This window comes from Acinetobacter sp. MF4640 (assembly GCF_002018895.1).
In the GTDB taxonomy this organism is placed as follows: domain Bacteria; phylum Pseudomonadota; class Gammaproteobacteria; order Pseudomonadales; family Moraxellaceae; genus Acinetobacter; species Acinetobacter johnsonii.
Genome location: NZ_MVOM01000052.1, coordinates 1 through 11871 on the forward strand (window position 1 = coordinate 1; position 11871 = coordinate 11871).

The 11871-nt window shown below is 42.9% G+C and carries 11 protein-coding genes, 1 pseudogene and 1 riboswitch; of the genes and pseudogenes, 4 read left to right on the plus strand and 8 right to left on the minus strand.

What is annotated here, in order from left to right:
• Nucleotides 1-159: pseudogene (locus MF4640_RS19105) on the plus strand (IS30 family transposase); the annotation flags it as partial.
• A 10-nt stretch (nucleotides 160-169) separates the two neighbouring features.
• Here the strand turns inward: MF4640_RS19105 and MF4640_RS15040 are convergent.
• The 6 genes from MF4640_RS15040 to MF4640_RS15065 all read right to left on the minus strand — a co-directional run bounded on the left by MF4640_RS15040 (nucleotide 170) and on the right by MF4640_RS15065 (nucleotide 5987).
• The gene (locus MF4640_RS15040; RefSeq protein ID WP_078390089.1) at nucleotides 170-1363 is read right to left on the minus strand and encodes a hypothetical protein; all 1194 of its coding nucleotides are present in this window, start codon (nucleotides 1361-1363) and stop codon (nucleotides 170-172) included.
• A gap of 4 nt (nucleotides 1364-1367) precedes the next feature.
• The gene (locus tag MF4640_RS15045; RefSeq protein WP_005400984.1) at nucleotides 1368-2210 is read right to left on the minus strand and encodes a hypothetical protein; all 843 of its coding nucleotides are present in this window, start codon (nucleotides 2208-2210) and stop codon (nucleotides 1368-1370) included.
• The gene (locus MF4640_RS15050; RefSeq protein ID WP_078390104.1) at nucleotides 2207-2986 is read right to left on the minus strand and encodes a uroporphyrinogen-III synthase; all 780 of its coding nucleotides are present in this window, start codon (nucleotides 2984-2986) and stop codon (nucleotides 2207-2209) included. Before MF4640_RS15050 ends, MF4640_RS15045 begins: the two co-directional genes overlap by 4 nt.
• 16 nt (nucleotides 2987-3002) lie before the next feature.
• Nucleotides 3003-3923, minus strand: a complete 921-nt coding sequence (gene hemC / locus MF4640_RS15055; RefSeq protein ID WP_078390090.1) for a hydroxymethylbilane synthase — start codon at nucleotides 3921-3923, stop codon at nucleotides 3003-3005.
• Between the two features lie 117 nt (nucleotides 3924-4040).
• Complete coding sequence (locus MF4640_RS15060; RefSeq protein ID WP_078390091.1) at nucleotides 4041-4781, minus strand: LytR/AlgR family response regulator transcription factor; 741 nt, start codon at nucleotides 4779-4781, stop codon at nucleotides 4041-4043.
• A gap of 51 nt (nucleotides 4782-4832) precedes the next feature.
• Entirely contained in the window at nucleotides 4833-5987 is a 1155-nt protein-coding gene (locus MF4640_RS15065; RefSeq protein ID WP_171263903.1) for a sensor histidine kinase, read from the minus strand.
• On the opposite strand from MF4640_RS15065, the gene argH reads away from it, so the two are divergent.
• Nucleotides 5978-7411, plus strand: coding sequence for an argininosuccinate lyase (argH, locus tag MF4640_RS15070; protein ID WP_010325716.1), 1434 nt, complete (start codon nucleotides 5978-5980; stop codon nucleotides 7409-7411). The two genes, MF4640_RS15065 and argH, sit on opposite strands and share 10 nt — an antisense overlap.
• 12 nt (nucleotides 7412-7423) lie before the next feature.
• Entirely contained in the window at nucleotides 7424-7696 is a 273-nt protein-coding gene (locus tag MF4640_RS15075; RefSeq protein ID WP_004978611.1) for an oxidative damage protection protein, read from the plus strand.
• Nucleotides 7697-8098: 402 nt separating this feature from the next.
• Here MF4640_RS15075 and phoU read toward each other — a convergent pair whose 3' ends face one another.
• Nucleotides 8099-8815, minus strand: a complete 717-nt coding sequence (phoU, locus tag MF4640_RS15080) for a phosphate signaling complex protein PhoU (protein ID WP_004692799.1) — start codon at nucleotides 8813-8815, stop codon at nucleotides 8099-8101.
• 89 nt (nucleotides 8816-8904) lie between these two features.
• Nucleotides 8905-10233 (minus strand): TolC family outer membrane protein, encoded by a 1329-nt coding sequence (locus MF4640_RS15085; RefSeq protein ID WP_078390093.1) that lies wholly within the window; start codon nucleotides 10231-10233, stop codon nucleotides 8905-8907.
• A 280-nt stretch (nucleotides 10234-10513) separates the two neighbouring features.
• Between MF4640_RS15085 and MF4640_RS15090 the strand changes: the two genes are divergently transcribed.
• Complete coding sequence (locus MF4640_RS15090; protein ID WP_202970034.1) at nucleotides 10514-11566, plus strand: hypothetical protein; 1053 nt, start codon at nucleotides 10514-10516, stop codon at nucleotides 11564-11566.
• A 69-nt stretch (nucleotides 11567-11635) separates the two neighbouring features.
• Nucleotides 11636-11763: riboswitch (TPP riboswitch) on the plus strand.
• Nucleotides 11764-11871: the final 108 nt, after the last annotated feature.

Below are 11871 nucleotides of genomic sequence, written 5' to 3' on the forward strand. Positions count from 1 at the left end.
ATTGATTTAAATCAGGCAGATCAGCATTATTTAAATCAAGTTGCCATGTCACTGAATACTCGTCCTAGAAAGGCGTTAGATTGGCTTACACCATTAGAGAAATTTGCTCAGCTTGTTGATTATCATATGGCTTTTGAAACTGTCGCACCTCATGTTTGAATTCGCCCACCTATATTTTCATTTCTACAAAATTTGCATTATTTTCAAAAATTAAATTTAACTGTTTAATTAAATCTTCATCACCATTTAAAGTCGATTTTATTCTTAAATAGGTCATTAATACATTATCTGGATATAAAATTAATAACGCTTCTGCCTGCTCTTGCATGCCTAAAGCAGTATAAATATGCCACTTGGCAAAACTCAAAACCGGCACACTCGTATACTTCGTTTCCCATGCTTCAATGTGTTGCTGCAAGTTCACATAATCGGGTTGCTGTTTCAAAAGTTGCTGCTGGAACCACAAATAAAATACTTCCGAATTAAACTGCTGATTGAGCAAATAAATCGACAAGTGTTCGTGCTGTTCACTCATGTCTGGCATACGTGCTAATAACTTAAGCCACAGCAGTTGAACATCATAACTGCGGCTGAAAATCTGATCAGACAAGTCCAAATAACGTTGTTTTAAATCCTCTAAATTTTCATAATTGGCTTGATCAAATTTTATCAACAAACGCTTCAGCCATGCTTTTTTCACATCTTGATCTAAATGACCATATTGGGTTGAGCGTAAATACAGCCATGGAAACTGAATCGCAAAACGCCCCCATAGCTCTTTTAAACACGCTTCATAAGCGGTTTGCACATCTTTAAACCAAGGTGAAAGTTCATGTTGATTGAGAAACTCTAGATGGGTTAAAGCCTGTTCTGCATCTTCTTGTGCTAAAAACAGTTCAATACGCTGCAGTTCAGCCAACTCAAAAGCCATGGCATTGCTTTGGCTCAAGGCGCTTAAGGCTTCAGGGAACTGCTCCTGCATCAAATATAAACGTGCATCGATAATACTTTTGAGCAAGCCCGACTGCGCGAAGGCATTTTGAATAAAGGCTTGTTGATCTCGGCCTGCATCCAACAACCAAATCACAGCCAGTTGTTCATAAGGATGCAAACTTTTAAAATCAAAAACAGTTTCCGCTTTGCGTTTTTCTCGACTGAGATAGCGTTTTAGCCCCAACCAAACCAAATGCAAGCTAAAACTAAGCAGTGCTAGCGCAATAAATACGATCCAGAGATTGGTTTGTAACTGCCAGTCATGCCAAAACACATAGACATAACCCGCACCATGTCCATAACTCAAGACACTCAACGCGGCAATTGCAATTAAACTTACCAAGCCATAAGCAATCAGTATTTGTTTCATTCCATTACCCCAACAATGCACGCGTAGTTAAAATAGGCGTTGGGACAACCACCAATGTTTTCAGCTTATTCAGCTGTTTCAGCAGCTCTTTGGCTTTAGGGTCTGGAAGTTGTTGGATCAACAGCGTCACTTCGGTTAAGTCTTTTTGGTATTCGGTATATTGCCCTGTAGCTAAGGCTTGGCGTGCCAACAATAAGCGTAACTGGGCTTCTTTAAGCACGATTTGTCGTTGCATTAACGCTGTTGCAGGTGCTTGCGCAGGTTCGAGCCTCAACCATTGCTTCCAAAAGGATTCAGACGTATCGCGCGTGGTGTTTAACTGAGGTTGTTGTATTTCCCGACTTAAAGCCTGATCAATCTGTTGCAGCTGACGGTTAATCAGCGCTTGCTGCTCATTGCGCTCAGCCACAAATTTTTGAATGGTTTGCATATCTCGTGCTATCACCTGATGCAAACTTTGCTTCAACGCCACAGCCAAGTTATATTTTTCAAGCTGCATATCTAAAAAGGCCAGCTTATCGGTGGCCACCACATACTGCTGTTGCTTTAAGGCAAACTCAACCAAGTCCAGCTGTTGCTTGATAAACAAAATTGGATCAATGCCCTCAACCACCAATTCGGCGGGTTGGCTACTCGTCACCTTCGCTGCTGTTGGGTCTTGTTTCAAAGTTTCTTTTTGACGCTGCATAGCCACGACTTGATCGTTCAAATTGGCGCTGCGCTGTTCGATTTGGTGCATTTCATTGAGCAAAGTGGCTTGCTGCGTACTCAGCCCCCACACGTCATAACTTAGCTTCGCAATCCACGCTAATGCAGCCATCAATACAATGATAAGAATCTTCTTCATGCGTTCCCTTGCTCACTTTGTAACAACTGTACAATCGTGGCTGTCTTTAAATCTTTCAGTACACTCATTTTAAACGGCACATGCATTTGCTGTTGATACTGCTTCAAGATCTGTGCCAAACGCTCACCCAACACCAAAAAGTGTCCTTGTTGCAGGAGCTGAATATTTGTGTCCAGCAGCGCTAACCAATTCAGCCAACTGGCCTCACTGCTGATCAGTGCGACGTAGTGATTATATTCTGATAAACATTGAATTAATTCAGCCTGTTGCTGCATCGTTTCATTTGGACAGCGACGCTCATACAAAACAAAGTTCAGTATAAGACGTCCGTGTTGCATTAAGGTGTCCATCATAAACTGACGCCCACCTTCTCCTCGCCAAAATGCAATACTCGCATCACTGGCCAAGTTCTGCAAAACAGGCAGTTGTAACATCCCTTCAGAGGTTTCCACCTCAGGCACCACACTGTCCAAACCATATTCGCCCAAAGCCTGCGCTGTTTTTTGTCCGACTGCAATCCATTGAATATGCTGTAAATCGGACATCGTTAAACCGCTTTGCAGCAAATGTGCCATACCAAACTGCACAGCACTGGGGCTAACCACTACAATCACTTGAGTGTACACTAGCTGCTGATACAAGCGCTCTAGGTCATGACTCCATGCTCTAGGCAACAACTCCAGTAACGGCAATGGGTAGACTTCAACAGCCTGTTGCTCTAGCGTCTGAGTGAGGCTTGCCGCACGATCAACAGGACGCGTATTAATAAACAGCATCGTTAAGTAAGACATATTAGTGATAAAAGGCTTTGAGTAAGTCACCTGCACCTTGAGCCAATAACTCTTGTGCAAGGACAACACCCAAATGCTCGGCTTCAGCCGCATCACCCGCCACTTGTGCTTTGAGGAGCGTTTGCCCATCGACACTCCCCACACGCCCTTCAAGCTGAATGCGGTTGTCTGCTAAAGTGGCATAGCCCGCAATCGGTACCTGACATCCACCTTCAAGATAAGCATTGAAAGCACGTTCAGCCCGTACACAGGTATCGGTTTCTATATGTAATAAAGGATTGATTAAATCCAATACCGCTTGATCATTTGCACGGCACTCTAGCCCTAAAGCACCCTGACCCACAGCAGGTAAACTCAACTCTGGGCGAATGGTATGACGGATACGTTCTGCCAACCCCAAGCGTTTTAATCCAGCACTGGCCAAAATAATGGCATCGTACTGACCTGCGTCTAATTTAGATAAACGCGTTCCCACGTTGCCACGTAAATCGATAATCTCTAGGTCGGGTCGTTGTTTTAAAATTTGGCATTTACGGCGCAAACTCGAAGTGCCGACCTTTGCTCCTTGTGGCAAGGCATCAAAACTTGCATAACTATTCGACACAAAAGCATCTAAAGGATCTTCACGCTCACAAATGACGGCCAGCGATAACCCCTCAGGCAAAGCCATCGGAACATCTTTCATCGAATGCACCGCTAAATCAGCACGACCATCCAACAAAGCTGCTTCAAGCTCTTTGACAAATAAACCTTTGCCACCAATTTTTGCCAATGGTGTATCTAAAATTTTGTCCCCTTGGGTAACAAAAGTCACCAACTCTACTGTGAGCCCCGCATGCAATGCTTCTAAACGAGCACGAATATGTTCAGCCTGCCAAAGGGCAAGTGGGCTTTGTCGAGTAGCGATCTTTAGGGTTTTCATAAATTTTAGTATGTGCCAATAAGAATGAAACTATCTTAAACTGAATTTCCCCCATTGGAAATGTATTCAGCCCAAAGCACCCCGTCTCATCAGCAGCAGAGCCATTAAATTGGCATGCTAAAGCTTATGTAAGCGCTCGCGCAAGCCCGGTAAATGCCGTCGACTCACCGCTAGACGCTCATCTAACTCACGGCAACGCACTTGATACTGCCCAGAGTTGACCACTTCAAGCCCTTCTAAAAAATGAACAGAAACCAAGGCATTACGGTGGATACGAATAAAGGCATCCCCAAACTCATGTTCTAAGTCTTTTAAGGTTTCATCAATTAAGACACTGCCATTTTTGTGGCGTACCGTGACATATTTTTGATCCGCCAAAAAATAGTAAATATTTTCAATGGGCACCAATTCCACACCACGATAGGTTTTCGCTGCGATTTGATGTCGCTTTACGTTAAATTCATCCATATTTTCTTTTTGTTTTATCTCGCTCATTTGAGCTTGGGTTAATTTAGTGAGGTGACCAAGCACCTGTTGCAATTCCTGTTGCATCACTGGTTTTAATAAATAACCTTCAGCATGTGACTTAAATGCATCGAGCGCATGTTCATCATAAGCCGTACAAAACACCAAAGCAGGCATCGGCTCAAGCTGACGCAAATAATGCGCACAAGTCAAACCATCCATTTCTGGCATTTGAATATCTAAAAGTACCACATCTGGTTCATATTGTTGAGTTAATTCAATTGCTTGTTGACCATGGGAGGCTGTTGCCACCACTTGATGTCCGAGCTGACTCACCAATCTAGACAAACGTTCGATTGCTAAAGGCTCATCATCACAAATTAGGATGTCCATTTATCTCCTCCCCAACAGTCACCTTGTTTATTTTTATAGGTTCACTGCGGCTTATTTATATTGATACTGCACAACAGTGGTATACATTCCCTCCCCTGCATAGGTTTGAAAGCTCACAGTTCGCCCAAAATATGCTTCTAGACGCTGCTTCACATTTTCAATGGCAATACCATGTCCTTGTCGTTTATGAATTGTTTCCTTTGTAAATGGGTTAGTTATGACGATATTAACTTGATTTTGCAATATTTCAATCAGTACACTTATCGTACTCTTAGTTAAAAATTTTTCAACACCATGAAAAATACTATTTTCAAGTAAAGGTTGTAAAGTTAAGAGTGGAATTTGTACCTGCTTACACAATTCGGCATGCTCGATTTTCCATTCAACCTGTAAACGATCCCCCAAACGAATTTGCTCAATCGCCAAATAACGTTGACACAACTCAATTTCATCACTGAGCTTGACCAGTTTTAACTCTTGGAAACTGGCTCTAAACAGACGCGATAGATTGAGCAACATCTGTTCGGCTTTATCTGGGTCAATCGCAATTAGGCAAATCACATTGTTTAAACTATTAAACAAAAAATGCGGGTGGATACGGGCTTGCATGGCTTGCACCCGTGCATTCAGCTCACTATTTTGCTGCCTAAACCACTGTTCTCTTAGGTACAAATAACGAAAACAAAAGCTGCCTAACAGCAAGCCATAGCCCAAATGCAAAGCCACATCATTCCATAAGATGGCTGAAGTCAAACCATTGAAACTAAAATTAGCTCCAAAGAAGATCAGTATATTAAGGCTAAGCGTGGTCACCAAAACAATGATCTGTAATAGAAAAAAGCCTGACAATAAAGTCATACCCAGACCCAAATTCTGCAACTTTTTTTGCCCATATTGCATTAGCGCAGCAAAAGACAGTAAAACCCAATTGATGTAAAGCATATAACCGAGTACATGCTCAAACACCAAGTTTGACCAAGACTGCGCCTCGGCCAAAGCCAACAGCATGGCCAACAAATTTCCCCCAACAAATAGTTCCAACAAATGCGGCCATTGCACGATTTTGCTAAATAAATAAGAGATATTTGGCTTAGCCATACGGGAAGTTAAACTTTGCGCATCTTGAACTTCGGCAAGTTGTCTTGAATTTGTTATACTCATGCGAGTTCTACCGCTTTTTATCTTATTGAGCCGACATGACCACATCTTCTAATTCCTCAAATCCGTCACAAGCCCAAACTTCGGGTATGTGGGGCGGTCGTTTCTCTGAAGCTACTGATGCCTTTGTTGCTGAATTTACAGCATCTGTACAATTTGACCAACGCTTTTATAAACAAGATATTGCAGGTTCTATTGCTCATGCGACCATGCTTGCAAAAGTTGGCGTTCTGACTGAACAAGAACGCGATGACATCATCAATGGCTTAAACACCATTCAAACTGAAATCGAAGCGGGTCAATTCGAATGGCGTATTGACCTAGAAGATGTGCACATGAACATTGAGTCGCGTTTGACTCAACGGATTGGCATTACAGGTAAAAAGCTCCACACCGGTCGTAGCCGTAATGACCAAGTGGCAACCGACATTCGCCTCTATGTCCGCGATGAAATCGATGCCATTTTAGAATTACTGAAAAAATTGCAAAAAGGTATTTTGAGTATTGCTGCTCAAAACACGCACACCATTATGCCGGGCTTCACTCACTTACAAACGGCACAGCCTGTGACTTTTGGTCACCACCTACTAGCATGGTTTGAAATGTTAGTCCGTGACTCTGAGCGTCTCATTGACTGTCGTAAACGTACTAACCGCATGCCTTTGGGTTCAGCAGCACTTGCGGGTACTACTTACCCAATCGACCGCGCATTTACAGCAGAGTTACTGGGTTTTGAAGCTGTTTCTGAAAACTCACTCGATGCAGTATCTGACCGCGACTTTGGTATTGAGTTCAATGCCGCGGCTTCTCTGATCATGATGCACTTATCACGTATGTCAGAAGAACTGATTCTTTGGACGTCTGCACAGTTTAAGTTTGTAAACATTCCAGACCGTTTCTGTACTGGCTCTTCAATCATGCCACAAAAGAAAAATCCAGATGTGCCTGAGTTAGTGCGTGGTAAAACAGGCCGTGTCTATGGCGACTTGATGAGTTTGTTAACACTGATGAAAGGTCAACCGTTGGCGTATAACAAAGACAACCAAGAAGACAAAGAACCGTTGTTTGATGCGATTGATACCGTGCGTGGCTCGCTCATGGCTTTTGCAGACATGATTCCTGCTTTGGTGCCAAACATCGACATCATGCGTGAAGCAGCGCTGCGTGGTTTCTCAACCGCAACTGACTTGGCTGATTACCTTGTGAAAAATGGCGTGGCTTTCCGTGATGCACATGAAATTGTGGGTAAAGCCGTTGCTTTAGGTGTTCAAGAATCAAAAGATCTTTCTGAATTGACTTTGGAACAACTTCAACAGTTCTCTGACTTAATTCAAGCGGATGTGTTTGAAAAGGCACTGACCCTTGAAGCGTCAGTCAATGCACGTAACCATATTGGTGGAACTGCACCTGCGCAAGTCGAAGCTGCAATTGAACGTGCCCATGCGCGTTTAGAAAAACTTTATGCTCAATAAGGACGTCTAGATATGACTCGACAAGTTTTTTGCCGTAAATATCAAACAGAAATGGAAGGTTTAGACTTTGCACCTTTCCCTGGCGCAAAAGGCCAAGAACTTTTTGAAAGCATCTCCAAGCAAGCTTGGGGAGAATGGTTAAAGCACCAAACCACTTTAATCAATGAAAAACGCCTAAATGTGTTTGAACCTGATGCGAAAAAGTTTCTTGAAGAACAACGTGAGAAGTTCTTTAACAATGATGAAAGCTTAGAAAAAGCAGAAGGCTTAAAGCCTGAGGCGTGATAAAGCGTTGCACATTTGAAAAGCCCCAACATCGGGGCTTTTCTTTTTATTCATACAATGTTCTATCTAAGCACAGGGATGACCAACCCCCAAATAGATGACATATTGATGACCCAATTACGCTATAAAGCCGTTATTTGTATCTAAATAATTAAGTGTAAACATAGCGCTACACAACCATTGCAAAACTCAACATTACACTACAAGAACCTACATGACGCAGAAAAACATCTTTCCTATAATGGCATTCAAGGATAGAGGGAAACCTCTTATCGATAACGATAAATATCCCCGATTTTAGTCTCAGATTTCCCCCAAAGTCTGAGATTTTTTTTATCTAAAAATTAAGCAACCATTAAAAAGCACAACCGAAGTTGTGCTTGAAAAATAAGATACGCTTTTTTATTTTTGGATATGTTTTTCAACTTCTTCAAAACTGGTATGACGCACATCCAAACCTTTCACCATGTAAATCACTTGCTCAGAAATGTTACGCGCATGATCGCCAATACGCTCTAATGAACGTAATACCCACATCACATTAATCACACGCGCAATATGACGCGGGTCTTCAATCATATAAGTCATCAAAGTACGCGTTGCAGATTGATATTCACGATCAATATCAGCATCGGCCATCATCACACGTAGCGCTTGTTCTGCATCTAAACGTGCAAAAGCGTCTAGGGCATCATGAATCATGACACGGACTTGGTTACCAATATGACGCGTTTCCATATAACCGCGCGGGGATTCGCCATCTTCACATAAGCTTTGCGCAATACGAGCAATTTTCGCCGCTTCATCACCAATACGCTCTAGGTCGGTATTGGCTTTCGACATCGCAATCACCATACGCAAATCAATCGCAGCAGGATGACGACGCGCCAAAATTAAGGTCAAGGCTTCATCAATTTCACGTTCGAGCTGATTCACCGCATTGTCTTTAAACTGAACATCGACCGCTAAGTTGGCATCGGTGTCGAGTAGCGCATGAATTGCATTTGCCACTTGTTGCTCTACCAAACCACCCATGGTCATAAATTTGGTGTTCACATCCTGCAAATCTTCATTGAACTGCGAAGAAATGTGATGGTTTAAAACAGGACTATTTGGCAAAGGACGTACTCCACAGCAACATCATGAGGGACTAAAGATTGAGCGATATTAAAGCATAGCAATTGTGAAGATTTGATGACAACGCCCATTTATGAACGTGCTTTGTCCACCAACCATGCATTCATTTCTTGAATATCTTGTTCAGTCAACTTACCCACAGATGCCTTTAAATGCAAGACATTGATCAGATAGTCATACTTAGCATTGACATAGTCCTGCTTGGCCGAAAAGGCATTGCGCTGTGCCAATAAAACATCGACCATGGTTTTTAAGCCTTCTTGATACTGCGCTTGTGAGGCACGAGAGACGAGGCTGGATGATTCCATGGCAGCTTTACGTGCTTGCAACTTGGCTTGGTCTGTTTCCACTTGCAAATAAGACTTTTTCACCTCGGTGTTGGCTTTACGGATAGCGGCATCCAATTCGGCCTCAGATTTTTTGACGTTAACAGCGGCTTTTTGAATCGACTTCTTGGTTCGCCCCCCCGTATAGACATTCCAATTCATCTCAATACCAATCTGATCAAAGTTGCCTTTGGCCGACATAATATTCTCAGGCGTCTGCTCACTATAACCATAGCTTCCTACGGCTTCAATTTGCGGATACAACGCAGCTTGTTCAACCCGTTTTTGATCTTCAGCATAGCGCTGTTGTAAGCGTGCCTGCTGAATGCCTAGGTTCTGTGCGAGAGCTAAATTGGTCCATGCCGAAAGCTCTGCTGGATAAGGTTTTTGAAACTGAAAGTCTTCACGTAGCACTGCCAAGTTTTCTTGATAAGGCCCAATAATTTGCGCCAGTTGTTCCTGCGCCAAGACCAGTTGTACATGCGTCGCAATGCGGTTAGCCTGTGCGCTTTGGTACTGTGCATTAGCTTCACTCACATCACTTTTTGCCACCAAGCCCTCTCTAAGTTTAGCATTCATCATATTCAGTTGCTCAAGTAGAGCCTGTTCTTCTTGTAAATTGGCTGCGGTTAAACTTTGTTGGCGCAGTACATTAAAATAGGCTTCCGTCACCTCTAAAATGTGTTGCTGCCGCTGTAGCTGTAAATTGACTTCACTTAAACTGAGGGAAGTCTTGACTTGTTTCAATCCTTCCCACGCATCCCAACGAAAAAGGGGTTGGCGCGCCGTAATCGCCACTTGTTTGGTGGTGGTCGTATCGGGCATGGAAAGAACCGAACTCACCTGCCCAATGGGTTGATTTTTTCGAGTCACATTACCAGACAGACTAATGGTAGGTAGTAAGTTACCTTGAGCAATGCCTAAATTGAGTTGATCGGCTTCATATTGGAGTAAATTGGCTTGCCAGTTAGGATCATTGACTTTGGCGCGTTGTAAAGCGTCGACCAAATCCAAGGCATGACTCCACGGCGTGAAAAACAACACACAGCTGGCTAGGACACATTTAATCTTCATTGTTTTTGGTCCACCTTTCCGCCTCACTGGCCTCGTTCTGAGCAACGCTATACTAAAACGGGTTGTCATTTTTTTCGTATATTTTTTATTGCACTGGTTACAATAGCGCGCACTAATCTGTTTATTATGAAGTAAATATTGAATAGTGTCATAGCCCGTTCAACAAACTCATTCACAATACTACACATTAAAAATTCCATTCCCCCTATAAAATGAGCCATGGAGAAAAGGAGTTTCTCTACTGTGTTGTCGCTGAACTGAGTTTTTTGATCGAGTCGCTGTGAATCATTCCTCTTTATTTTCGCTTAAACCTTATGCACTGATTTTCATGTACGCGCTGTTGGCTGCCTGTCAGAAACCTGAACCTGTCAGCTTTCAAGAGCCCGCACAAATAGAAGCGTCTTCGACTCAAACCTTGGACTTAACCGACTTGTGCCAAAAAATTGACAAAAACATGTCGGAAATAGATGCACAACGTACGACTTTTGCTTTAGAGCAAATCAATCAAGATCTTAAGCTGTGTTTGCCTTTACTCGGTTTTCCACAACAAAAGCATTTATTGAGCTTATCCAATAAAATGTACCATGACTTTTTGGCGGTTGAACGTACGCCACAACAGCAGCGCGCTTTTGAAAGCTATGCCCTAGAAATGGCGCAACATCCGACCATTCAACAAAGTCTTTTTGAGCAACTCACCATTCGCGACCAATACCTCATCAAACACCAAGGGCAGTCTTATGTCGAGTTGTTTGATGCAGGCGAAGGACAAGTGCATTACCGCCGTAGCCCTGAATATTTAGCCAAAATTTTTGCGCCTTATCTACCTGTCGCAGAGCAAGAGTTTATTGAACATCTGGCAACACAAAATCAATACCCAGCCGTGATTGGGAGTCAGGTCAAAATTGACGCCAAAGAAATTGCGGATCGTGCGCTATATTGGGAAAACTATTTACAACAGTACCCGAAAAGTAGCTACCACCAAGATGCACGTCATCTGTTGAATCTATACAGCACCCTCTTGTTTATCGGACTGGATACTCAACGCGTTTACGACGGCTATACCGTGCAAAGCAACTATTTGGAAGAAATTGAGCGCCTAGCCGCTTTAAAAAATTCAATTGTGACGGATCAAGCGCACTTATTTTTAAAGTTCGTGGAGCTCAGCCCTGAACAAAGAGCGGCTCAAATCATCTTGCCTGCTTCCGCTCATGTGCAGCGCCTCGGTGCAGATCAACTCTTACAAAGACAATTGGCGCATTTTATCCAATTGCGTATGGTCCAACCCGATCAAGGCAAAGACTGCTTAAGCGATGCCATTTGCTTAGAACGTTGAACACATTTCCCTTTCACACTTTGAATAAAAAGGTCGCTGTTTTTAACAACAGTGCATGTTAAGATGATGCATCGCTTGACGGAGCGCGAGTAATTACTCGCTGAGATCAGCTAAGACTTTTCAATAAAGTTTTGAAGCTGAGTACCGTTGAACCTGATCAGGTTAAGACCTGCGTAGGAATCAAGCCATCTAAAAACTGAACGCCTTTCATTGAACTGTTTCCAGTAGAAATACATCCGTTGCATTTGTACCCGCAAATCAACAACACACAGAAATAGCTTCAATTGCCATCGTTTTTGGTCGTG

Coding starts and splice junctions, on each gene's coding strand:
- MF4640_RS15040 (WP_078390089.1), bottom strand. CDS start 1,363: ATGAAACAAATACTGATTGCTTATGGCTTGGTAAGTTTAATTGCAATT.
- MF4640_RS15045 (WP_005400984.1), bottom strand. CDS start 2,210: ATGAAGAAGATTCTTATCATTGTATTGATGGCTGCATTAGCGTGGATT.
- MF4640_RS15050 (WP_078390104.1), bottom strand. CDS start 2,986: ATGCTGTTTATTAATACGCGTCCTGTTGATCGTGCGGCAAGCCTCACT.
- hemC (WP_078390090.1), bottom strand. CDS start 3,923: ATGAAAACCCTAAAGATCGCTACTCGACAAAGCCCACTTGCCCTTTGG.
- MF4640_RS15060 (WP_078390091.1), bottom strand. CDS start 4,781: ATGGACATCCTAATTTGTGATGATGAGCCTTTAGCAATCGAACGTTTG.
- argH (WP_010325716.1), top strand. CDS start 5,978: ATGACCACATCTTCTAATTCCTCAAATCCGTCACAAGCCCAAACTTCG.
- MF4640_RS15065 (WP_171263903.1), bottom strand. CDS start 5,987: ATGTGGTCATGTCGGCTCAATAAGATAAAAAGCGGTAGAACTCGCATG.
- MF4640_RS15075 (WP_004978611.1), top strand. CDS start 7,424: ATGACTCGACAAGTTTTTTGCCGTAAATATCAAACAGAAATGGAAGGT.
- MF4640_RS15085 (WP_078390093.1), bottom strand. CDS start 10,233: ATGAAGATTAAATGTGTCCTAGCCAGCTGTGTGTTGTTTTTCACGCCG.